This is a genomic window from Actinomycetota bacterium (assembly GCA_016700055.1).
Lineage (GTDB): Bacteria > Actinomycetota > Acidimicrobiia > Acidimicrobiales > Ilumatobacteraceae > Kalu-18.
The window spans coordinates 817275-838219 of record CP064997.1 but is presented as its reverse complement, the minus strand read 5'-3'; the positions used below and the strand labels follow the sequence as shown (position 1 = coordinate 838219).

Annotated in this window: 23 protein-coding genes and 1 pseudogene; 13 read left to right on the top strand and 11 right to left on the bottom strand. The window is 70.1% G+C overall.

Going from position 1 to position 20945, the window contains the following annotated elements; genetic code table 11:
- The first annotated feature begins 47 nt into the window (after positions 1 to 47).
- The gene (locus IPM43_04050; protein QQS25556.1) at positions 48 to 719 is read left to right on the top strand and encodes a dienelactone hydrolase family protein; all 672 of its coding nucleotides are present in this window, start codon (positions 48 to 50) and stop codon (positions 717 to 719) included.
- A 22-nt stretch (positions 720 to 741) separates the two neighbouring features.
- Here IPM43_04050 and IPM43_04045 read toward each other — a convergent pair whose 3' ends face one another.
- Both IPM43_04045 and IPM43_04040 read right to left on the bottom strand, forming a co-directional pair.
- Positions 742 to 1620, bottom strand: coding sequence for a CoA ester lyase (locus IPM43_04045; GenBank protein ID QQS25555.1), 879 nt, complete (start codon positions 1618 to 1620; stop codon positions 742 to 744).
- Between the two features lie 13 nt (positions 1621 to 1633).
- Positions 1634 to 2683 (bottom strand): CoA ester lyase, encoded by a 1050-nt coding sequence (locus IPM43_04040; GenBank protein ID QQS25554.1) that lies wholly within the window; start codon positions 2681 to 2683, stop codon positions 1634 to 1636.
- A gap of 64 nt (positions 2684 to 2747) precedes the next feature.
- Here IPM43_04040 and IPM43_04035 point away from each other — a divergent pair, with 64 nt between their 5' ends.
- Positions 2748 to 3467 (top strand): HAD family hydrolase, encoded by a 720-nt coding sequence (locus tag IPM43_04035; protein ID QQS25553.1) that lies wholly within the window; start codon positions 2748 to 2750, stop codon positions 3465 to 3467.
- A 7-nt stretch (positions 3468 to 3474) separates the two neighbouring features.
- Here IPM43_04035 and IPM43_04030 read toward each other — a convergent pair whose 3' ends face one another.
- Positions 3475 to 5109: an acyl-CoA/acyl-ACP dehydrogenase gene (locus IPM43_04030; GenBank protein ID QQS25552.1), complete on the bottom strand. Its 1635-nt coding sequence runs from the start codon at positions 5107 to 5109 to the stop codon at positions 3475 to 3477.
- Between the two features lie 91 nt (positions 5110 to 5200).
- Between IPM43_04030 and IPM43_04025 the strand changes: the two genes are divergently transcribed.
- From IPM43_04025 to IPM43_04015, 3 genes are read left to right on the top strand one after another with little or no spacing between them, the layout of a single operon-like run.
- Complete coding sequence (locus IPM43_04025) at positions 5201 to 5800, top strand: TIGR00730 family Rossman fold protein (GenBank protein ID QQS25551.1); 600 nt, start codon at positions 5201 to 5203, stop codon at positions 5798 to 5800.
- Between the two features lie 59 nt (positions 5801 to 5859).
- Positions 5860 to 7140, top strand: a complete 1281-nt coding sequence (locus IPM43_04020) for a flippase-like domain-containing protein (protein ID QQS25550.1) — start codon at positions 5860 to 5862, stop codon at positions 7138 to 7140.
- An 11-nt stretch (positions 7141 to 7151) separates the two neighbouring features.
- Entirely contained in the window at positions 7152 to 7667 is a 516-nt protein-coding gene (locus tag IPM43_04015; GenBank protein QQS25549.1) for a MaoC family dehydratase, read from the top strand.
- 10 nt (positions 7668 to 7677) lie between these two features.
- On the opposite strand, the gene IPM43_04010 is transcribed toward IPM43_04015, so the two are convergent.
- The 4 genes from IPM43_04010 to IPM43_03995 are packed head-to-tail and all read right to left on the bottom strand — an operon-like array spanning position 7678 to position 10563.
- Positions 7678 to 7899, bottom strand: a complete 222-nt coding sequence (locus IPM43_04010; GenBank protein QQS25548.1) for a hypothetical protein — start codon at positions 7897 to 7899, stop codon at positions 7678 to 7680.
- Positions 7900 to 7920: 21 nt separating this feature from the next.
- On the bottom strand, positions 7921 to 8199 hold the full coding sequence (locus IPM43_04005) for a hypothetical protein (protein ID QQS25547.1): 279 nt from the start codon (positions 8197 to 8199) through the stop codon (positions 7921 to 7923).
- A gap of 13 nt (positions 8200 to 8212) precedes the next feature.
- A complete protein-coding gene (locus IPM43_04000; GenBank protein ID QQS25546.1) occupies positions 8213 to 9676 on the bottom strand; it encodes a thioredoxin family protein in 1464 nt (487 codons plus the stop codon).
- On the bottom strand, positions 9673 to 10563 hold the full coding sequence (locus IPM43_03995) for an alpha/beta hydrolase (GenBank protein ID QQS25545.1): 891 nt from the start codon (positions 10561 to 10563) through the stop codon (positions 9673 to 9675). Before IPM43_03995 ends, IPM43_04000 begins: the two co-directional genes overlap by 4 nt.
- A gap of 187 nt (positions 10564 to 10750) precedes the next feature.
- Here IPM43_03995 and IPM43_03990 point away from each other — a divergent pair, with 187 nt between their 5' ends.
- From IPM43_03990 to IPM43_03980, 3 genes are read left to right on the top strand one after another with little or no spacing between them, the layout of a single operon-like run.
- Positions 10751 to 11500, top strand: a complete 750-nt coding sequence (locus tag IPM43_03990; GenBank protein ID QQS25544.1) for an MBL fold metallo-hydrolase — start codon at positions 10751 to 10753, stop codon at positions 11498 to 11500.
- A gap of 43 nt (positions 11501 to 11543) precedes the next feature.
- On the top strand, positions 11544 to 12029 hold the full coding sequence (locus tag IPM43_03985) for a flavin reductase family protein (GenBank protein QQS26322.1): 486 nt from the start codon (positions 11544 to 11546) through the stop codon (positions 12027 to 12029).
- 13 nt (positions 12030 to 12042) lie between these two features.
- Positions 12043 to 12423, top strand: a complete 381-nt coding sequence (locus IPM43_03980; protein QQS25543.1) for a hypothetical protein — start codon at positions 12043 to 12045, stop codon at positions 12421 to 12423.
- A 44-nt stretch (positions 12424 to 12467) separates the two neighbouring features.
- On the opposite strand, the gene IPM43_03975 is transcribed toward IPM43_03980, so the two are convergent.
- From IPM43_03975 to IPM43_03960, 4 genes and pseudogenes are all read right to left on the bottom strand, one after another.
- The gene (locus IPM43_03975; GenBank protein QQS25542.1) at positions 12468 to 14540 is read right to left on the bottom strand and encodes a S9 family peptidase; all 2073 of its coding nucleotides are present in this window, start codon (positions 14538 to 14540) and stop codon (positions 12468 to 12470) included.
- A gap of 53 nt (positions 14541 to 14593) precedes the next feature.
- Positions 14594 to 15606: pseudogene (locus IPM43_03970) on the bottom strand (IS30 family transposase).
- Positions 15607 to 15850: 244 nt separating this feature from the next.
- Entirely contained in the window at positions 15851 to 16108 is a 258-nt protein-coding gene (locus IPM43_03965; GenBank protein ID QQS25541.1) for a hypothetical protein, read from the bottom strand.
- Positions 16108 to 16665, bottom strand: coding sequence for a hypothetical protein (locus IPM43_03960; GenBank protein QQS25540.1), 558 nt, complete (start codon positions 16663 to 16665; stop codon positions 16108 to 16110). Before IPM43_03960 ends, IPM43_03965 begins: the two co-directional genes overlap by 1 nt.
- Before the next feature lie 146 nt (positions 16666 to 16811).
- On the opposite strand from IPM43_03960, the gene sufB reads away from it, so the two are divergent.
- Genes sufB through sufC form a run of 5 tightly spaced genes read left to right on the top strand, consistent with a single transcriptional unit; the run spans position 16812 to position 20932 of the window.
- Positions 16812 to 18212 carry a Fe-S cluster assembly protein SufB gene (gene sufB, locus IPM43_03955; protein QQS25539.1) on the top strand — a complete coding sequence of 467 codons (1401 nt, stop codon included), beginning with the start codon at positions 16812 to 16814 and terminating at the stop codon, positions 18210 to 18212.
- Positions 18213 to 18250: 38 nt separating this feature from the next.
- Positions 18251 to 18601, top strand: coding sequence for a hypothetical protein (locus IPM43_03950; GenBank protein QQS25538.1), 351 nt, complete (start codon positions 18251 to 18253; stop codon positions 18599 to 18601).
- A 32-nt stretch (positions 18602 to 18633) separates the two neighbouring features.
- On the top strand, positions 18634 to 19797 hold the full coding sequence (sufD, locus tag IPM43_03945; GenBank protein QQS25537.1) for a Fe-S cluster assembly protein SufD: 1164 nt from the start codon (positions 18634 to 18636) through the stop codon (positions 19795 to 19797).
- Complete coding sequence (locus tag IPM43_03940; GenBank protein QQS25536.1) at positions 19794 to 20189, top strand: Rieske 2Fe-2S domain-containing protein; 396 nt, start codon at positions 19794 to 19796, stop codon at positions 20187 to 20189. The genes sufD and IPM43_03940 overlap by 4 nt, the downstream gene beginning before the upstream one ends.
- Positions 20186 to 20932 (top strand): Fe-S cluster assembly ATPase SufC, encoded by a 747-nt coding sequence (gene sufC, locus IPM43_03935; protein ID QQS25535.1) that lies wholly within the window; start codon positions 20186 to 20188, stop codon positions 20930 to 20932. The genes IPM43_03940 and sufC overlap by 4 nt, the downstream gene beginning before the upstream one ends.
- The last annotated feature ends 13 nt before the right edge of the window (positions 20933 to 20945 follow it).

Here is a 20945-nt window from a genome sequence, read left to right as displayed (position 1 = left end):
GCGGTGGAGGAAGGGCCGAGCTCACGGGCGGGCTACCGTCGCGGGCCATGGCTGGTGAGATGGTGACGTTCCAGAGCAACGGGGGCACGTGTGGGGGGTACCTGGCCGATGGGTCGGGCCCGGGCGTGATCGTGATCCAGGAGTGGTGGGGCCTGGTGCCCCACATCCGCGAGGTGGCCGACCGCTTCGCCGCGGCCGGCTTCACCGCGCTCGCCCCGGACCTGTACCACGGTGAGGCGGCGAGCGAGCCCGACGGGGCCGGCAAGCTGATGATGGCGCTCAACCTGGCGCAGGCGGGCAAGGACCTCTCCGGCGCGGTCGACCTGCTGCGCGAGCGCACCGGCCGTGACCGGATCGGCGTCGTCGGCTACTGCATGGGTGGGGGACTGGCGCTCGTGCTCGCCAGCCAGCGCCCCGACGCGGTCGGTGCCGTCGCCCCGTACTACGGGGTCATCCCCTGGCCGACGGCGCAGCCCGACTGGTCGGCGATCTCGGCCAAGATCGTCGGCGAGTACGCCGAGAAGGACGAGTTCGCCAACCCCGACGCGGTGCGGGCGCTCGAGGCGCAGCTGCGCGGGCTCGGCAAGGACGCCACGCTGCACATCCACCCCGGCTGCGAGCACGCGTTCTTCAACGACACCCGCCCCGAGGTGTACGACGCAGCCGCTTCGCAGGTGGCGTTCGAGCGCACGGTCGAGCTGTTCCGCGCCGCGCTGTAGCGCTCGACTTCGGCGCTCTCGTCTAGCCGAGGGCGGCGATCGCGTCGGCGGTGGCCAGCACGCGGCGGGCGTTGTCGACGTGGAGGTTCTCGATCATCCGGCCGTCGACGGTGACCACCCCGCGGCCGTCGGCGACGGCGGCGTCGAACGCGTCGATCACCCGACGGGCGTACTCGATCTCGGACGCGTCCGGTGCCCACACCTCGTTCGCGATGTCGACCTGGCCGGGATGGACGAGCGTCTTGCCGTCGAAGCCCATCTCGGCACCCTGCGCGGCCTCGGCACGGAACCCCTCGGGATCTTTCACGTCGTTGTAGACGCCGTCGAGGATCGCCACGCCGGCTTCCCGCGCCGCAAGCAGAGCGGTCGCGAGGTGGTGCAGCAGCGGCCCACGGCCGGGGACGAGCTGTGCGCGCAGCTCCTTCGCCAGGTCGTTCGTGCCCATCACCAGCACCGCGACGCGGGGGTGGGCGGCGAGGGCCCGCACGTCGAAGATCGCGGTGGGCGTCTCGACCATCGCCCATATGCGCATGCTCGCCGGCGCGCCAGCGGCCTCGAGCAGGGCCGACACCTCGTCGAGGGTCGCGGTGGAGGCGACCTTCGGGATCACCACCGCCGCCGCGCCAGATCCGGCCGCAGCCGTGATGTCGTCGCGACCCCACGCGGTGTCGAGGCCGTTGCAGCGGATCGTCACCTCGCGGCTGCCGTACTCGCCGGATGACGCGGCCGCGACCGCGTTCGCCCGCGCGGCGTCCTTCGCGTCGGGCGCGACGGCGTCTTCGAGGTCGAAGATCAAGGCGTCGGCGGGAATCGTCTTCGCCTTCTCGAGGGCGCGTTCGTTGGCGGCGGGCATGTACAGCACCGAGCGCCGCGGACGCAGATCGGGGTTGGTCTTAGCCATGGGGCCGGCCTCCTCAGAACCCGTACGTGTTGGCGAGGTCGGGGTCGCGCTGCGCGAGCTGGCGCGCCAGCTCGACGACCACCTTGCACTGCTTGACCGACGCGTCGTCTTCCATCTTGCCGTCGAGCATGATCGCCCCGGTGCCGTCGCCCATCGCCTCGATCACGCGGAGGGCGTGCTCGACGTCGCTCGCCGGAGGGCTGAACACCCGCTTCGCGATGTCGATCTGCACCGGGTGCAGGCTCCACGCGCCGACGCAGCCGAGCAGGTAGGCGTTGCGGAACTGGTCCTCGCAGGCGACGGTGTCCTTGATGTCGCCGAAGGGCCCGTAGAAGGGCAGGATGCCGTGCATCACGCACGCGTCCACCATGCGGGCGATGGTGTAGTGCCACAGGTCCTGCTGGTAGGTGGCCCGCGGAGCGGCGTCGTCGTCCGCGTTCGGGTCCTGGCGCACGAGGTAGCCGGGATGGCCACCGCCGACACGGGTGGTCTTCATCCGGCGGTTCGCAGCCAGGTCGGCCGGCCCGAGCGAAAGGCCCTGCATCCGCGGCGACGCGCCGCAGATCTCCTCCACGTTCGCCACGCCGCGCGCGGTCTCCAAGATGGCGTGCACGAGCAGTGGTTCGCTCAGCCCGGCCCTGGCCTCGAGCTGGGCGAGAAGGCGGTCGACGTAGTGGATGTCCTCGGGGCCTTCGACCTTCGGGATCATCACCACGTCGAGGCGGTCGCCGATCTCGGACACGAGGGTGGTGAGGTCGTCGAGCACCCACGGCGAGTCGAGGCTGTTCACCCGTGTCCAGAGCTGGGTGTCGCCGAGCTCGACGTTGCGGCCCACCTCCACCAGGCCGGCGCGGGCAGCCTCCTTGTCGCTCGCCGGGATGGCGTCTTCGAGGTTGCCGAGCAAGATGTCGACCGTCGGTGCCACCTCGGGCAGCTTCGCGACCACCTTCGCGTTCTGCGGCGGGAAGAAGTGGATCACCCTGCTGGGGCGTACGGGGATCTCGCGCAGGGGTTCGGGGGCTCCCGCGGCGAGAGGCTTGAAGAAGTCCTTCGCGTTGCGCACGGCATCGAGGGTATGCCGCGCAACCCCTCGGCAGGAAGCCTGCGGCCCGTAGCCTCTGGCGGCGATGACTGCCAGCTCGCCCCGCGCCAGCACACCCTTCCTCGACGCGCGGGGCATCGACGCCGTGCTGTTCGACGCCGGGGGAGTGTTCGTGCTGCCCGACCCGACCGTGCTCGGGCCGCTGCTCGCCTACTACGGCGGCGCGGCCGAGATCGAGGTGCACCGGCGCGCCCACTACGCGGCGATGGCCGCCAAGTCACGTTCGGGTGCCACCGAGAAGGTGTGGAGCGACTACGACGCCGCCTACGTCGTCGCCGTCGGCGTGCCAGCCGAGCACCAGGAAGTGGCCGCGGTCGTGCTCGGGCGCACACGCAGCGCGTACCTGTGGCGGTGGGCCGTGCGGGAGAACATCGATGCCCTGCGCGCGCTACAGCAGATGGGAGTGCCGGTGGGAGTGGTGTCGAACGCGAGCGGCCAGATCGCCGACATGCTCGCCCGCAGCGGCGTGTGCCAGGCCGGCGACGGCCGGCACGTGCCGGTGCGTTGCGTGATCGACAGCCACGTGGTCGGTGTGGCCAAGCCCGACCCGGCGATCTTCGACCACGCGCTCGCGCACTTCGAGGACATCCCTCGCGAACGCGTCGCGTACGTCGGCGACTCCGTGACGATGGACGTCGAAGGGGCGCGTGCCGCGGGCCTGCAAGCGTTCCTGCTCGACCCTCACGACGACCATCCCGGCGCCGACTTCGAGCGTCTACGCAGCGTCGCCGAGCTGCTCGGCTAGAGCAGCGTCAGCTCGCTGCAGGTATCGCCTGCTCGGTGAGGCGACGGGCGATCACCCGGAGACACAGCGTCTCGTCGGCGCCCTCGAAGATCGACAGCACGCGGGCGTCGACGTACAGCCGGCTGACCGGGTACTCCTCGGCATAGCCGTAGCCACCGTGGATCTGCAGCGCCTCGCGGGTGACCCATTCGGCGGCCTTGCACACGTACGCCTTCACCATGCTCGCTTCCATCGAGCCGGCACCGTTCGCCATCATCTTCGCGACGGCGTAGGCGAACTGGCGCCCGGCCTGGACGAGCACCGCCATGCGACCGAGCTTGACCTTGGTCAGCTGGTAGTCGGCGATCGGCGCACCGAACACCAGGCGATTCTGCGCGTAGTCGACGGCAGCCTCGTACGCGGCCTGCATCACCCCGACCGCGCGGGCCGCGGTCTGCAGGCGACCGTTCTCGAACCCCTCCATCTGCAGGTAGAAGCCCTTGCCGAGCCCTGCCTCGCCGCCGATTAGGTTCTCCGCCGGCACCCACCAGTTGTCGAGCGCGACCTCGTAGCTGTGCATGCCGCGGTAGCCGATGGTGTCGATCGGGCGGCCCTCCATCTTCCCTGAACCGCCGTCGGTGTCGGGATCCTGGGAGAACTCGAATCCGTGGCCCTCGCCGCGCGGCTTCGGGACGATGAACAGGCTCAGCCCGCGGTGGGTCTTCGACCTGTCCGGGTCGGTGCGGGCGAGGAGGGCGAGCACGTCGGCGCGGGCGCCGAGCGTGCACCACGTCTTCACCCCGTTGATCACGTAGCCGGGCCGGCCGCCGGCACCCTCGGCAGGGGTGGCCGTCACCTTGATGCCGGCGACGTCGCTGCCGTAGTCCGGTTCGGTCACCGCGACGGCGGGCATCACCTCTGCCGTGGCCAGCTGCGGCAGCCAGTGCAGCTTCTGCTCCTCCGTGCCGCCCTTCACGAGCGCCCTCGTCAGGATCTCCGGTCGGGTGATCAACGAGCCGCCGATACCGAGGCTCGCCCTGCTCAGCTCCTCGGTGGCCACGACCATCGCCATGTACTCGTTCTCGCCGCCTTCGCTGTAGCCGCCGTACTCGGCGGGAACGCTCAGCCCGAAAGCACCGATCTCGGCCATGCCGGCGATGATCTCCTCCGGCAGGTCGCCGTTCGTGCGGTGCACGTGCTCGGCGTGGGGGGAGATGACGTTCGCGGCGAACGAGCGGAACGTGTCCTGCACCATCTCCATGTCCGCGTCGAGGTGGCGCGAGCCGGCGGTGGTGGCGAGCGAGGCGAGTAGATCGGGGTCGCGATAGCGCACGACGAAGTCGTGGGCCGGGGCGAGCCGGCCGGGGTCGACGCCCCACAGGGCTTCGCGCCCGATCAGCTTGCCGACCAGGTCGTGCACCACGTCGGCGGTGAAGGCGCAGGTGATCGTGGCCTCGGTGGCGCCCTTCGCGCCGTAGTCGAGCAGGGCTCTGGCCGTGGCCACGCCCGCAGCAGCGTGCGCCAGGTCGTACGCCACCACCTGGTGCTCGTCGGCGCCGCCGGTCGCGTCGAGGTGGCGCACAGCATCTTGGACCACCGCGTGGGCGATGTCGACGACGTCCGCGGCCGTCTGCAGGTCGGGTGCGGGGGTCTGGTCGGTCATGACCGCGAGGTTACCGAGCGGTAGGTATCAGCCCGAAGGCGTCAGAAGGCGGTGGACAGCGACCGCCCCGATCGTCCAGCCTGGCACCACCATGTCCCATCGACTCTCCGTGTACTGCGGCTCCAACGTCGGCTCGTCACCCGTGTACGCCGAGACCGCGGCCCGCCTCGGTGCCAGCCTCGCCGCGCGTGAGATCGGCCTGGTCTACGGCGGCGGCAACGTCGGCCTGATGGGCGTGCTCGCCGATGCCGTCTTGGCCGGCGGCGGCTCGGTGACCGGTGTCATCCCCGAGCACCTCGTGCGCGCCGAGGTGGCCCATCGCGGCCTCACCGAACTGATCGTGGTGTCCTCTATGCACGACCGCAAGGCCTGCATGTCCGACCTCGCCGACGGCTTCGTCGTGCTTCCCGGCGGTTTCGGGACGCTCGATGAGACGTTCGAGGCGCTCACCTGGGGCCAGCTCGGGCTCCAGTCCAAACCGGTGGTGCTGCTCGACGTCGAGGGCTTTTTCGACCCGCTGCTCGCGATGATGGACCGTGCCGTCGACGCCGGCTTCCTCCGCCCGGCGCACCGCATGCTCGCCCAGCGTGCTCGCACCGTGGACGAGGCCCTCGCGCTGGCCCTTGGCCCCGCGCCCCCGACGCCGCACAAGTGGTTGGACCGCGACGGCCCCCGCCTAGACGCCCGCTGAGCTTCGCGCCGATCGGGATTGGGACGCTGATGCGCGACGGCCGTGGTAGCAAAGAGGGGGTGGTCGCCGTGTCCCCCGCGCCGTCGCACGAATTGGAGCACCCGGTCGTCTCCGTGCGGGACTCGCGCCGGCGCGCCTTCGTTCGCACGCTGAAGGTCGTCGCCACGGTCGTCGTCGTCTACTTCGTCTTCCTCAGCATCCCCGGCTTGCGGCGTGCGGTCAGCCAGCTGAGCGAGGTCAATCCGGCGCTGCTCGCCGTCGGTCTCGCGCTGCAACTCCTCGCCCTCTTCTGCTACTCGCTGATGACCCGGGCCGCCCTCGGGCCCGCCGGCCACCACCTGTCGAACATGCGCCTGTTCCGCATCCAGCTCTCCACGAAGGCCCTGTCGAGCACGATCCCCGGTGGCAGCGCGGCGGGCTCCGCCCTCGGCTACCGGCTGCTGACCCTCTCCGGAGTGCCCGGACCCGACGCCGGCTTCGCGCTCGCCACCGCCGGGCTGAGCTCGGCGGTCGTGCTCAACCTGATCCTTTGGATCGGGCTGATCGTGTCGATCCCCCTGCGCGGCGTCAACGCGCTGTACGGCACGGCCGCCGTCGCCGGCGTGATCCTGATGGGCGCCGCGGCGGCGCTCGTGTTCGGGTTGATGGAGGGCCAGGGCAGGGCAGAGCGGGTGCTGCGCTGGATCGCCCACAAGCTGCACCTGAACGAGGAGCGCGCCGGCCACACGATGCGCCACATCGCGTCTCGTCTCGAAGACCTCGCCACTGATCGCCAGCTGCTGGTGAGGGTGGGCGGCTGGGCGGCGGCGAACTGGCTGCTCGACGCGTTGTCGCTGTGGGTCTTCCTCAGGGCGTTCGGCGGCTCGGTGCCGATCGACGGCCTGATCGTCGCCTTTGGCCTGGCCAACGTGCTCGCCGTGATCCCGCTCACCCCCGGTGGGTTGGGCATCGTCGAGGGCATCTACGTGCCGGTGCTCGTCGGCTTCGGCCTGACCAGGGCGACAGCGGTCGTCGGCGTCGTGTCGTACCGCATCGCGCAGTTCTGGTTCCCGATCGTGCTCGGCGGGATCTGCTACCTGACGCTGCGGGTCGGACCGTGGTCGATCGAGCGCCGCGAGCGCCTCGAACCCCTCCGCGACGTCGTCGCCACCTCCGGGCGGGGGCCGTCCATGCTCGACTTCTCCGAGCAGTACGGCATGCGCGACCGCACCGACCAGACGGTACGCCCGAGCGCCGCGGAGCTGGCCGACGAAGCGGTGGCGGTGGAGCCCTGGGCCGCTTCCGAAGTGGTCGCCGCTGAGGCGCCAGCAGATGGGGAGCCCGGCGAAGGGCCCAACTAGCGTCGGCGGGCATGACGGTTCACGAACGCCCCTTCGGCCGCTACTTCGAGGACTTCGTCGTCGGCGACGTCTACAGGCACTGGCCGGGCAAGACGATCACCGAGTACGACGACCACCTGTTCTGCATGATCACCATGAACCACCACCCGCTGCACACCAACGACTGGTTCGCGGCCGAGTCGGTGCAGGGTCGCAACGTGGTCGTCGGCAACCTCGTGTACTCACTCGTGCTCGGGATGAGCGTCCCCGACGTGAGTGGGGCGGCGATCGCGAACCTCGAGGTGGAGACGCTCCAGCACAAGTTCCCCACGTTCCACGGCGACACGATCCACGCCGAGACGCGGGTGCTCGAGGTGAAGGAGTCGTCGTCGCGGCCCGATCGCGGTGTCGTCACCGTCGAGTCGAAGGGCTTCAACCAGGACGGCCAGGAGGTGTGCTACTTCCGCCGCCGGGTGATGGTGTGGAAGCGCGACCACGCCCCTGCGCGCCGTCGCCCCTACGACGGCGAAGAGGTCTGGGCCGGCTGAAGCCGACGGATCAGGGGGCGGTGACCGCGGCCAGGATCGCCGCGAAGGCGGCGTCGGCGTACTCGCGCATCTCGTCGTCGGTGCGGTCCTGGATCGGGTGCGGGGTGAACACCCGCGCCACGTCGGCCAGACCGAGCGAACGGGCCTGCGCCTCGGCAGCGACGACGAACTCAGCGGAGGCGACGAACGCTCCGACGACGCCGCGGCGTTCGAGATCGACGATGTCGTGCACACTGCACGACGTGCAGCTGCCTCAATCGGCGAGTGCCTCGATCACCACCTCGCACTGCGTGGCGATCTCGTGGCGCAGGTCCACCGGCGCAGGCTTGGTGAAGGTGGGTTTGCGGTAGCGCCGCACCTTCGCGCCCGCTTCGGTGAGACGCACTTCCAGCCGGTCGAGGAACACGTCGCCGCGCGGCTTCGAGATGTCGAGCAGCCCGACGCTCAACCCGGCGAGCGACGCCGGGCGAGGGAGCAGCTCGCGGGTGTCGACCCGGCGCTCACCCGTCGGATCGAGAATGACCCTGTTCATCTCACGACCCTGCTCATCGAACGACCTCTCTCGTGACCGGCTGGCTGCCGACGTCCCCGTTCGCCCAGCCCCCGATGATGGCAGAGAACAGCCCGGCCCCACCGCCGGCGTGAACGAGCAGCAGCCCGCCCGGGCGGAACTTGGGCAAGGTCAGCTCGCGGAACGCCTCTGGCACGCCTTCGGCGATGCCGCCCGCGCCGCGCACGATCTCTTCGCCGGGGAGCTGCAAGCGGGCGTCGATCTCGGCGAGCACGCGCTCGCGGTCCCACCCCGCCTCACGGAAGCGGTTTGCGTGCTCGGGCCCGACGACGAGTACGGCGTCGAACGCGAGCGGCAGCTTCGGGTGGTGGACCGAGCGCAGGCAGGCGGCGAGCGAGGTGGCGAGCCCAGCGGCGTCGCGGGTGAGCTGGTCGACGACGCAGCGCGGCCCCTCGCCGGCGAACACGGTCACCGCGTCGCGTCCGGCAGGCACGCCCCGGGACTCGGCCAGCGACGTCCACGGCGAAGCGAGCTCGTCCTCGGCGAAGCAGAACGACAGCTTGCCCGGGTTGCCGTGGGTGGCGCGGTCGACCTCGCCCGGGCGGCCGCCGCCGACGTTGCGCACGACGAGCTGCACCGCCCGCCCGATGGTGAGATTCGCGCGGTTGCCCTGGCCGAGCACGTTGCCGCCACAACCCATCCCGATCGCCCGCGTCCCCGGGCCGTTGGCGACGATCACCGGGCCGACCGGCATCGTCGTCGCGAGCACTCCGTGGATGTTGAACTCGTCGGTGCAGATCGCCTGCACCGCGGCGATCACGAACGGCAGGTACTCGGGGCGGCATCCGGCGAGCACCGCGTTCACGGCGATCTTCTCGACGGTCACCTCGACGAGGTCGGGAGGCACCACGGCGACCACCTCGTCCGGCGCGAGCGAGGTGCCCTCCAGCATCCGCAGCACCCTCGCCTCGGTCGGTGCCACCACGGGCAGACCGTCGGTCCACCCGCGGTCGTAGAGCGCCTCGACCTCGTCTTCGAGCTCGGCGAGCTGGATGCGCCGGCTGCGCAGCTCGGAGCCGGAGAACCTGACGTTCAGCTCGTCGCTCAGGTCGGGATCGACGCTCATCGACCCGCATCCCGGGCGTTGCTCGGGCAGGCCCGGCCCGAGGTCGCCGACGCCCGACACCGCCTCCCACTCCGCCCGCCACCAGCCGACGGTGCGGGCCACCTCTTCGCCGTGCTCGACGCGGATCAACGTGGGCACGGTCTCGATGTCGTGGTGCCAGCTCACCGACAGGTCGGCGTCGTGGTGAGCGGCGACGGCAGAGGGGAACGCCGGGTCGTCCTGGGTGAAGACGGTGAGCTCGCCCGGCCCCGGCGGCGCGCCGGCTGCCGCGGCGAGCTGCGCGAGCACGGGCTCGATCATCCGGCAGGTCTCACACGCCTGCTTGACGACCACCACCAAGCCGTCGGGGAGCACCGGGCGGATACCCGTCATCGCGCCAGGAACTCGACGATGCGGTCGTTGACGTCGTCGGGGCGCTCGAGGTGCAGGAAGTGGCCGCAGCCGTCGAGGATCTCGACGCTCACGTTGCCGGGCGCATCGTCGGCGGCGGCCTGCGCGACCTCGGCGCCCATGCAGCCGTCGTCGCGGCCGTGGAGGTAGAGCATCGGCTGGGGCGGGTACTGCGCACCGGCGACCTGGAGCTCGGCGAGCGCGGGGTCCTGGTAGCCGGCCCCGAGCGTCGCGCGGTAGTAGCCGAGCGCGGCCTGCAGGTGGGCCGGGTCGCGCAAGCTCTGCTTCACGAGAGCGAGGTCCTCGGTGGCGTCGAACCCGGGAGACCAGTCGGCCCACAGCATGTCGATGTACTTGAGATCGTCGGCGGCGACGACGAAGTCGGCGAGAGGGTGCTGGAAGAAGAACATGTACCAGCTGCGCTTCAACTGGGCGAGGTTGCCGAGCAGCGAGGCGCCGACGGTCGGCCCCGGCGGCACAGCGAGCGTGACCACGCGCCGCCAGCGCTGCGGTGCGTGCACGGCCGCTCCCGTCGCGGCCATCGCGCCCCAGTCGTGGCCGACGATCACCGCTTCCTCGCCGACGTCGCCGCCGAGCGCGTCGTGCAAGGCGATCGCGTCGAGGCTCAGCGCGGCCGTCTGGAAGCGGCCGTCGGCGGGTACCGCCGACGGTGCGTAACCCCGCAGGAACGGGGCGACCGCGCGGTACCCCGCAGCGGCGAGCCGGGGGAGCAGGTGGCGCCAGGTGTGGGCGGTGTCGGGGAAGCCGTGCAGACAGAGCGCGAGCGGCCCTGACCCCGCCGCCAGGTAAGCGAGCTCGACGCCGTTCACCGTCACTCGACCGCTGTCCAACGCTCCGGCATCCCCCATGACGCCGACCGTAGCCCGGCGCTGCGACGAAGGTCACGAGCGGGCCGGTTGAGCCCCGGGCCGGCCGTTCGTTACGGTGGGGCAGATCGGGGGCTCGCAGAACATGCGCGTCACGTTCCATGGGGTCAGGGGATCGACGCCAGTCCATGGCGATGACACGAGGCGCTACGGCGGCAACACGTCGTGCGTGAGCGTCGACGCGCCCGGCGAGCTGCCGCTCGTGTTCGACATGGGCACCGGGTTGCGCTACTTCGGTGAGCGCCAGCCCCACGACGGCACGTTCCGTGGCACATGCCTGCTCAGTCACCTCCACTGGGACCACACCCAGGGCCTGCCGTTCTTCGTGCCGACCCTGCGCGACGGCGCCCGGCTGGAGATCTACGCACCGATGCAGGAGGACGACTGCCCGGTGGCCGACGTCTTCGCCGCGATGATCCGCCCGCCGCAGTTCCCGATCGGGTTGACGCACCTGCCGGGCACGTTCCAGTTCAACGACGTCGCCGACGACGACTTCGACGTCGGCGGGTTCGCGGTGAAGAGCCGCTTCGTGCCCCACATCGGCAACACCGTCGGCTACCGCGTCACCTGGAAGGGCCGCACGCTCACGTACCTGAGCGACCACCAGATGCCCTACGACGGGTCGTTCCTGCTGGCCGACGGCGCCCGTGAGCTGTGCGAGGGGGCCGACCTCTTGATCCACGACGCGCAGTACACGGTCGAGGACTTCGCCGCGAAGAGCACCTGGGGCCACTGCACCGTCGACTACGCCGTCTGGGTGGCGATCGAGTGCGGCGTGAAGCGCCTCGCCCTCTTCCACCACGACCCGGTTCGCAGCGACGACCGCATCGACGAGCTGTTGGCCTGTGCCCGCACCTTCGGGCGCGCGAACGGCGTCGACGTGTTCGCCGCGTGTGAGGGGATGAACGTCGAGGTCTGACTCGATCCGGGTCGCAGACCCTAAGGTTGATTCCGTGCCCGACATCGACAGCGCGCAGTTCCGCCAGGTTCTCGGCCACTTCCCGACAGGGGTGACCGTGATCACCGGCCTCGACGCCGAAGGCAACCCTCGCGGCGTGACCATCGGCTCGTTCACCTCCGTGTCGCTCGACCCGCCACTCGTCGGCTTCCTCCCCGGCAAGTCGTCCACGAGCTGGCCCGCCATCGCCGAGACGGGCCGCTTCCTCGTGAACGTGCTCGGCTCCAACCAGGGCGAGCTCTGCTGGCGCTTCGCGAAGGATTCCGAGAGTCGCTGCGACGGCCTGGAATGGGTGCCGGCGCCGTCGGGGCTGCCGATCCTGCCCGGGGTGGTGGCCTGGATCGACTGTTCGATCGAGCACGTGTACGAGATGGGCGACCACTGGTTCGTGCTCGGGCGGGTGAACGAGCTCGCCCATTCGGCCGACATCAGCGACGCGATGGTCTTCTTCCGCGGCAAGGTCGCCGGCATTCACCTGCCTGCGGGCTGAGCGCGCCGCACGGATGGACGTCGTCGCGGTCGTCGCCGCCGTGCTCGTCGGGCTCGCCTTCTTGGTCGCGGGCGGCACGAAGATCGCCGCGGGGGAGACCTGGCTCGTGCAGGCCGCAGACCTCGGGGTGCCGCGCCCCGTCGCCGCCGTCGTGCCCTACTTCGAGATCGTGCTCGGCGCACTCGCCGTCGCCCAGGTGGCGCGTCCGGTCACCGCCGGCACCGCCGCGCTGGCCCTGATCGCGTTCACTCTGCTCATCGTCGTTCGGATCGGCCAGGGCAAGCGGCCGCCGTGCGCCTGCTTCGGCCGGTGGAGCGCCAGCCCGATCGGCGCCGGCCATGTCGCCCGCAACGCGGTGCTCATCGTGCTTGCCGGCGTCGCCGTGCTGTTCTGACCTAACGGGCGCCGACCTGCCCGTCGTGCGCCCCCCGTGAGGCGTCAGGGCCCGAGCACGGCGAGCAAGAACGCGCCGACGCGGGCCTCGTCGCGCCAGGTGTCGTAGCGCCCGCTCGGACCCCCGTGGCCGGCGCCCATCTCGCACTTGAACACGATCGGCGCGTCGCCGGTGCTGAGCGCGCGGAGCTTCGCCGTCCACTTGGCCGGTTCGTGGAAGCCCACCCGCGGGTCGTTCAACCCGGCGGTGATGTACATCGGGGGGTACACGGCGGACACGGTGTTGTCGTACGGGGAGTACGACTGCATGTATGAGGCGTACGGCTCCGAGCGTGGATCCCCCCACTCCTCCCACTCGGTGACGGTGAGCGGCAGCGACGGATCACTCATCGTCGAGACGATGTCGACGAAGGGCACCTCGGCCACCGCAGCCCCCCACAGCTCGGGTCGCATCGTGACGCACGCTCCGACGAGCAGGCCCCCGGCGCTGCCGCCCCTCACCGCGATGCGGGCGGGCGCTGACCAACCGGCGGCGACGAGGTGCTCGGCGCAGGCGATCGTGTCTTCGAACGTGTTGCGCTTGGCGAGCAGCTTGCCCTCGAGGTACCACCTGCGGCCGAGCTCACCCCCGCCGCGCGGGTGGGCGAGCGCCCACGTCCAACCCCGGTCGACGAGCGAGAGGCGCGCGACGCTGAACCAGGGAGCGAGCGAGTACTCGTAGCTGCCGTACGCGTACAGCAGGCAGGGTGCGCTGCCGTCGGCGACGGCACCGGCGAGGCGCATCACGTCGACGGGCACCGACGTGCCGTCAGGCGCGGTGGCCCACTCCCGCGTCGCCACGTAGCGAGAGAGATCGACGTTCGGCGTCGGGGTCTGCTTCAGCACCCGGTGCTCACCGGTGGCGAGGTCGCGCTCCACGACGCGCCGCGGCGTGGTCATGCTCTGGTAGGTGAACCGCAGGGTCTGCGCCGTCCACTCCGGGTTGGCGTCGAGCTCCACGTCGTGGGGCTCGGTGCCGAGATCGACGGTCGTCGAGGCGGCGTCCCTACCGACGATGCGCAGGCGGGGCTGGGCTTCGGACCACTCGTGCAGCACGAGGTGGGTGGAGAAGGCCTCGACGCGGGTGATCCGCCGGCCCGGCACGTGGGCGATCAGCTCGGTCCAGGCGCCAGGATCGCCGAGCGGGGCGGTCATCACCCGGAAGTCCTCGGCGGCCTCGTTGGTCAGCACCACGAAGCGGTCACCCCAGTGGTCGACCTGGTACTCGTGGTCGGCCTGCCTGGCGCGCACGATCCGGGGCGCGGCGAGCGGGTCGGCGGCGGGCACGAGGCGCACCTCGCTCGACAGCTTGGAGGCGGACTCGATCACGATCCACTCCCCGCTGCGCGTCAGCTCGACCGACACGTAGAACCGCTCGTCGGGGTCCTCGTACACGAGCGTGTCGTCGGCCTGGGCGGTGCCGAGCTCGTGGCGCCAGACCCGCCACGGGCGTTCCTGCTCGTCCGCGGTGACGTAGTAGAGGTGACTGCCGTCGAGCGACCACGCCGTGCCCCCGTACGTGGTGTCGTGGAGCTCGTCGGCGAGGTCGAGCCCCGTGGCGAGATCGCGCACGCGCAGCGTGAAGTGCTCGCCGCCGTCGCGGTCGGCCGACCAAGCGAGCAGCGAGTGGTCGTAGCTCACGTCGAACGCGCCGAGCGCGAAGTAGTCCTCGCCGTCGCCGTCGCCGTCGCCGTCGCCGTCGTCACGGCGGGCGGCGGCCTCGACGTTCTCGTCCAGCAGCACGTCGCGCCCCGCGGTGTCGGCGCTGTCGCCGCGGCAATGGATGGCGTAAGCGAGACCTTCGACAGTGCGGCTCACGTACCACCAATCGTCCTTGCGCACCGGCACGCTCTGGTCGGTCTCCTGGGTGCGTGAGCGGATCTCGCCGAACAGGTCCTCGACGAGGCGCTCGTGAGGCGCGAACCACGCCGCGGCGTATGCGTTCTCTGCTTCCAAGTAGGCGATGGTCGCGGGGTCGTCCCGATCGCGCAGCCAGGCCCACCGGTCTTCCACTGGCCCGGTCGGGCGGTCCCAGGTGTGGACGACCGTCTGCGCGGTCGGAGCAACGCCAGCGTTCACGGCAGGCGAGGCTAACTGCCCCCGCGTTCTCGGTCGGATCTGTGACGGCGAATTCAAGCGGTGGTCGCGACAAGCTCGGCGAATCGTTCGGCTGGAGTATCCCATGCGAGGGTCTTGCGGGGGCGTCCGTTGAGGAGCGCAGCGATGTGGTCGAGATCGTCTTGGGTGTGCACGGACAGGTCGGTGCTCTTCGGTAGGAATTGGCGCACGAGCCCGTTCCAGTTCTCATTGCTGCCACGTTGCCATGGCGAGTGCGGGTCGCAGAAGTACACGTCGACGCCGGTGGCGACACTGAATGCTTGGTGACTGGACATCTCGGTTCCTTGGTCCCAGGTCAGCGAGCGGACCAGCTGGGTTGGAAGGCGGGCGATGTTGGCTTCGATCCGCTCGTTGACATGGGCAGCGGTGCGAGCGTCGAGCTTGATCAGCATCCCCATCCGTGTGCTCCGCTCGACCAGAGTTGCCACGGCGCTGTTGCCGTTCTTGCCGATGACCAGATCGCCTTCCCAATGCCCGGGGATCGCCCGGTCCTCGATCTCGGCGGGCCGCTCAGAAATGTTGACCATGTTCGGGATCCGACCCCTGGTGTCCGGCGTGCGCAGTGCGGCCGGCGGGCCGCCCGCCCGGACCGCAAGCAGGCGGCGAGCTCTTTGCGCAGCTCGCCTTTGGCCTGGATGAACACCGCCTGATAGATCGACTCGTGCGACACCCACCACTGTGACTGATCAGGATGATCTCTGCGGAGACGTTCAGCGATCTGCTCGGGTGACCAGGTACGTTCACGAATCAAGGCCTGCACCTCGAGCCACAGCCACGGTCGTTGCTCGGTCCATGATGGCTTCGGACGTAATGCGGCCTGATCGGCATGCTCCTGGGCGACGAACGCCCGATAGTGATGGCGACCGCCACAACGAGCGATCTCCCGACCGATCGTTCCCCGATGACGACCCAACCGGATAGCGATCGCGCTGTTGGTCTCGTTGCGTTCGATCCCGACCCGGATCTCCTCACGTTCCTCCAACGTCAAGGCATCGTCGCGGAGCTTGCGATCACGTAACACCGTCACAGCTTCCTCGGCAGCGCGCAGCTCCAACGTGCTCTTGGCGACACCGGCGATCGCAGCAGCTTCAACCCAGGTCGCACCCCGAGCCAGAGCCCTCAACCCTGGGAACACCACCGACAACCGCAACCTCGGCCGGCCAATCTGAGCCATGCGACACCTCCTCAATCAGGAGCTGTCGCGCTCACCCCTTGAACTCGCCGACACATAGCGCGACGGATCCGACCGAGAACGCGGGTGTGGTGATCCTCTAGAGCGGGGGTGGGGGCGGGGGCTCGTCGACGATCGGGGGCGGGGGCGCGTGCTCGGCCGAAGCGGTGCCGACCGTGCCGGTGCGTCCGGCGCCCCACGCCACCAGCGCGGCGCCGCCGAGCATCCCGAGGATGGCGAGCAGGGTGACGGCGGGGCTGTTCAGCGAGATCACGCCGAGCAGCACGAGGTCGACGGCGACGAACAGGCCGAGCAAGAGGCCGAGGACCGCGGCGGCGACGGTGCGTCCGGTGGGCATCAGCGGACCCGCCCGAACGTCGGTGCCACCACCGCCGCCAAACCCGCGCCGGCGAGCGCGGTCAGGGCGAGGCTGGCGAGCGTCAGCGGGCTCTTGAACACGCTGCCCTCCACCTGCAGGTTCACGTGGCCGACGCAGCTGACCCCGGGCTCGGAGTGGCTGCCCTCCACCCTGAACACCACGCCGCGCGGCGTGACGGACGGCAGGTCGTACTCCTCGAGGCCTTCGTTGGCGACGGCGTCGCTCGACCCGCGCCACGAGTCGACGGTGTACGCGCCGAGCGGCCACGGCAGGTCGACCGCAACCTTGCCGGAGTACTCCCGCGGTGTCGCCGTCGGCGTCACCGTGCCGGTCCAGGCGACGGTGTCGGAGAGGGCGACGGTGACCACCTCTTCGCCGATCGTGGTGGCGTCGACAGTGATCGGTTCGTCGCCGACGCCGGTCTGGAACACCCCCGTCGCCGTGCAAGGCCCGGACAGCTCGGCCGAGGCCGCCCCCGCCGGGGCCAGGCACAGGGCCGCGCCGGCCGCGAGCACCACCCGAGTCCAGATGCGCATCGACACATCCACACCTCCGCTTCGCGCCGAACTCTAGCCAGGCGAGGCGATCGCGCGAGGGAGGACGAAGGGGGGTGCGCAACGCCGACCGAATTGTTACTATCTACGTAGTGCAAATCCCCCATCTGCGGAGCCGCTGACCGACGATGACCGCGTTCGACCTCGACCTCACCAAGTACTCGCTCGGCTGGAGCGACGACGTCGAGTACGCCTTCACCCCGCAAAAGGGCCTCAACGCGGGCGTCGTCGAGCAGATCTCGTGGTGGAAGGGCGAACCCGACTGGATGACCAAGTTCCGTCGGCGCTCCCTGTCGCTCTTCGAGCGCAAGCCGATGCTGGCCTGGTTCGCCGCGAACATGCCCGACATCGACTTCCAGGACATCTACTACTACCTGAAGCCGGCGACCGACCAGGTCGACGAGTGGGACGACCTGCCCGAGCAGATGAAGACGACTTACGAGCGCCTCGGCATTCCGGAGGCCGAGCGCCAGTACCTGGCCGGCGTCACGGCCCAGTACGAGTCCGAGGTCGTGTTCCACCGCAACCGCGAAGACCTGGCCAAGCAGGGGATCCTGTTCTGCGACATGGACACCGCCCTGCGCGAGTACCCCGACCTCGTGAAGCAGTACTTCGGCACGGTGATCCCCCCCGGCGACAACAAGTTCGCGGCGCTGAACTCCTCGGTGTGGTCCGGCGGCTCGTTCATCTACGTACCTCCCGGGGTCGAGTGCGAGATGCCGCTGCAGGCCTACTTCCGCATCAACGCCGAGAACGCCGGCCAGTTCGAGCGCACGCTGATCATCGCCGACGAGGGCGCGAAGGTGCACTACATCGAGGGCTGCTCGGCGCCGGTGTACACGAGCGACGCCCTGCACTCCGCGGTGGTCGAGATCATCGTCAAGCCCAGTGCGCGCGTCACCTACACGACCATCCAGAACTGGTCGCCGAACGTCTACAACCTGGTCACGAAGCGGGCGCGGGTAGAGGCCGAGGGACACATGGAGTGGATCGACGGCAACATCGGTTCCAAGTTGACGATGAAGTACCCGAGCGTCTACCTCGTCGGCCCGAAGGCCACCGGTGAGGTGTTGTCCGTCGCCTACGCGGGCGCCGGCCAGCACCAAGACGCCGGCGCCAAGATGATCCACGCCGCCTCGGAGACCACGTCGAAGATCGTCTCCAAGTCGATCTCCAAAGACGGCGGGATCACCACCTATCGCGGCCTGGTGCGCGTCGACGAGGGTGCCCACGGCTGCAAGAGCCATGTGCGCTGCGACGCGCTGATCCTGGACGACGGTTCGGAGAGCCGCACCCTGCCCTACATGGAGGTCGGTGAGCGCGACGCCGAGATCGGCCACGAGGCGACGGTCTCGAAGATCGCCGACGAGCAGCTCTTCTACCTGATGAGCCGCGGGCTGTCGCAGGAACAGGCGATGTCGATGGTCGTCAACGGGTTCATCGAACCGGTCACTCGCACGCTGCCGATGGAGTACGCGGTGGAGTGGAGCCGCCTGATCGAGTTGCAGATGGAAGGCAGCGTCGGCTGAGGGCCCCGCCCTACGATCCAGGAGGCCGGGGGTGCACGATGCCGATGCGTCAGGAATGCAGGAACTTCGAGAGCCGTACGTACGCCAACGGCGAAACGGTGCGCAAGTGCAACCTCGACCTCGCTCCCGATGCTCCCTGGCGCTGCCCGGCCGACTGCGCGGGCTACGAGCGGCGGATGGATGCCGGATGGACGTACGGCTCGCTCGTCTCGCCGTCTACGCCCGACGAGCCTCCCGGGCTGGACGACGGCAGCGCGGCGGCGATCCTCGACGAGGCGGAGGACTTCTTGAACTCGATCGGCGACGACGTGCTTGCGCAGGAGGGCGTCCGCCGCGAGCGCCAGGCTCGGCAGGGCTGGTGGCGGCGCACCTTCCGCCGCCGCACGTGAATTAGCACTATCGCCGTAGTACTATTTAACCCGTGCGTGCGCTAACCCCTCAAGCGGCGCGACAGCTCCCCGGGCCGTGGAGCGACCAGCGCGTCGCTGCCGCCGAGCGTGTCGCCGCCGCCGCGATGCCGTCGCCCGACGAAGAGATCTGGCGCTACAGCAGGATCGCCGAGCTCGACCTCGACCGCTTCGCCCCGGTCGCGCCGCACACCGTGGTGGTCGGCGGCGACCAGCTCGTCGCCGCGATCGACGAGGTCGACGTGGTCGGCGGGGAAGCGCCGGATCTGTTCGCCGAGCTGAACACCGCGTTCATGGCCCCGCTCGTCGTGCGGGTTCCGCCGGGCCAGGTGCTCGCCGAGCCGATCGTCGTCACCCACACCGTCGCCGGCGAGGGTACGGCCCACTTCCCGCGGCTCGTGATCGACGCCGGTGCCGACAGCGAGGTGACCGTCGTCGAGCGCTTCGTCTCCCCGAACGGCGACCGGGCGCTCGTCGTGCCGATGCTGCAGGTACGTGCCGCGCAAGCGGCCCGGGTGAGGTACCTCGCCGTCAACGAGCTGGGTCCCCGGGTGTGGCAGATCGGCCACCAGCGTTCCGTCGGCGAGCGTGACTCGACGACGCTGCTCGCCACGGTCGCGCTCGGCGGCGACTACGCGCGGGTGCGCACCGAGGCCACCCTCGTTGGCCAGGGAGCCAGCACCAAGCAGGTGGCGCTCTACTTCGCCGGGGGCACGCAGATGCACGACTTCCGCACCGTCCAGGACCACGCCGCGCCACGCACCTACAGCGACCTGCTGTTCAAGGGGGCGGTGCTGGACTCGGCGAAGAGCGTCTACACCGGTCTGATCAAGATCCGCAACGAGGCCAAGGGGTCGCAGGCGTTCCAGACCAACCGCAACCTGACCCTGTCCGAGGGGGCCTGGGCCGAGAGCGTGCCCAACCTGGAGATCGAGACGAACGACGTGAAGTGCAGCCACGCCTCGACGGTCGGCCCGATCGACGCCGAGCAGCGCTTCTACCTGGAGAGCCGCGGCGTGCCGCCGCAGGTGGCCGAGCGGCTGGTGGTGCTCGGGTTCTTCGACGAGGTGCTCGCGCAACTGCCCGCCGGCGACCTTGCCGGCGAGCTGCGCGCCAGGGTCGCGGCCAAGTTGCTCTCGCATCTGGACGACCTCGACGCGCAGGTGGTGGGTCGATGACCGCCGAACCGACGGTCGTCTGCGCGCTCGCCGATCTCGCGCCCGGCACGGCTCGGCGAGTGGAGGTCGACGGCGTCGCCGTCGCCGTCGTGCGCATCGGTGACGACGTGTACGCCATCGGTGACACCTGCAGCCACGGCAACGCCTCGCTGGCCGAGGGCGAGGTGTGGTGCGACGAGCGCGAGCTCGAGTGCCCCAAGCACGGCAGCATGTTCAGCCTCACCACAGGGGAGCCGGCCACGTTGCCGGCCACCCAGCCGGTGCCCGTGTTCGTGGCCGCCGTGGTCGGCAACGACGTCGTCGTGTCGTCGGTGGTCGTGTCGTCGGTGGTCGGGTCGTCGGGGGTCGGGTCGTCGGGGGTCGGGTCGTCGGGGGTCGAGGAGGCGCGATGAGCACGCTGGCGATCAGAGGGGTCGAGGCCGCCGTCGGTGACGTGCAGATCCTCCACGGCATCAACCTCACGGTGTCGTCCGGAGAGGTGCACGCCGTGATGGGGCCGAACGGCGCCGGCAAGACCACGCTGTCGTCGGTGGTGATGGGCCGCCCCGGCTACCAGGTGCTCGCCGGGTCGGTGGAGCTCGACGGGATCGATCTGCTCGCCCTGCCGGCCTGGCAGCGGGCGGTGGCCGGGCTCCACCTGGTGATGCAGTATCCGACAGAGGTGCCCGGGGTGAGCCTCGAAGAGGTGCTGTCCGAGGCCCTCGGTGCCCGCGGGCGAAGCATCGCGGGGCTCGAAGCGACGGTGAAGGCAGAGGCCGCACGCATCGGCTTCGACGACAGCCTGCTGCAGCGGTCCCTGAACGTCGACCTGTCCGGGGGAGAGAAGAAGCGCAGCGAGACCCTGCAGCTCACCTTGCTCGACCCGAAGATCGCCATCCTCGACGAGCTCGACTCCGGTCTCGACATCGACGCGCTGCGTGACTGCGCGCGGCGCATCCAGGAGATCACGACCGAGCGTGGCCTCGGCCTGCTCGTGATCACCCACTACAGCCGGCTGCTCACCGAACTGCACCCTCACTTCGTGCACATCATGGTGAAGGGCCGGATCGTCGCGAGCGGCGGGCCCGAGCTCGCCGACGCGCTGGAGCGTGACGGCTACGGTGCCTTCGTGCCCGACGGCGAGATCACTTCCTGAGCTCCGCGTAGCC

Bases quoted from the DNA above. Each gene is read 5' to 3' on its own strand.
- IPM43_04015 (QQS25549.1), top strand. From the start codon at position 7,152: ATGACGGTTCACGAACGCCCCTTCGGCCGCTACTTCGAGGACTTCGTC.
- IPM43_03960 (QQS25540.1), bottom strand. From the start codon at position 16,665: ATGCGCATCTGGACTCGGGTGGTGCTCGCGGCCGGCGCGGCCCTGTGC.
- IPM43_04000 (QQS25546.1), bottom strand. From the start codon at position 9,676: ATGACGGGTATCCGCCCGGTGCTCCCCGACGGCTTGGTGGTGGTCGTC.
- IPM43_03980 (QQS25543.1), top strand. From the start codon at position 12,043: ATGGACGTCGTCGCGGTCGTCGCCGCCGTGCTCGTCGGGCTCGCCTTC.
- IPM43_04035 (QQS25553.1), top strand. From the start codon at position 2,748: ATGACTGCCAGCTCGCCCCGCGCCAGCACACCCTTCCTCGACGCGCGG.
- IPM43_03995 (QQS25545.1), bottom strand. From the start codon at position 10,563: ATGGGGGATGCCGGAGCGTTGGACAGCGGTCGAGTGACGGTGAACGGC.
- IPM43_03950 (QQS25538.1), top strand. From the start codon at position 18,251: ATGCCGATGCGTCAGGAATGCAGGAACTTCGAGAGCCGTACGTACGCC.
- IPM43_03965 (QQS25541.1), bottom strand. From the start codon at position 16,108: ATGCCCACCGGACGCACCGTCGCCGCCGCGGTCCTCGGCCTCTTGCTC.
- sufB (QQS25539.1), top strand. From the start codon at position 16,812: ATGACCGCGTTCGACCTCGACCTCACCAAGTACTCGCTCGGCTGGAGC.
- IPM43_04030 (QQS25552.1), bottom strand. From the start codon at position 5,109: ATGACCGACCAGACCCCCGCACCCGACCTGCAGACGGCCGCGGACGTC.
- IPM43_04045 (QQS25555.1), bottom strand. From the start codon at position 1,620: ATGGCTAAGACCAACCCCGATCTGCGTCCGCGGCGCTCGGTGCTGTAC.
- IPM43_03940 (QQS25536.1), top strand. From the start codon at position 19,794: ATGACCGCCGAACCGACGGTCGTCTGCGCGCTCGCCGATCTCGCGCCC.
- sufC (QQS25535.1), top strand. From the start codon at position 20,186: ATGAGCACGCTGGCGATCAGAGGGGTCGAGGCCGCCGTCGGTGACGTG.
- IPM43_04005 (QQS25547.1), bottom strand. From the start codon at position 8,199: ATGAACAGGGTCATTCTCGATCCGACGGGTGAGCGCCGGGTCGACACC.
- IPM43_04025 (QQS25551.1), top strand. From the start codon at position 5,201: ATGTCCCATCGACTCTCCGTGTACTGCGGCTCCAACGTCGGCTCGTCA.
- IPM43_04050 (QQS25556.1), top strand. From the start codon at position 48: ATGGCTGGTGAGATGGTGACGTTCCAGAGCAACGGGGGCACGTGTGGG.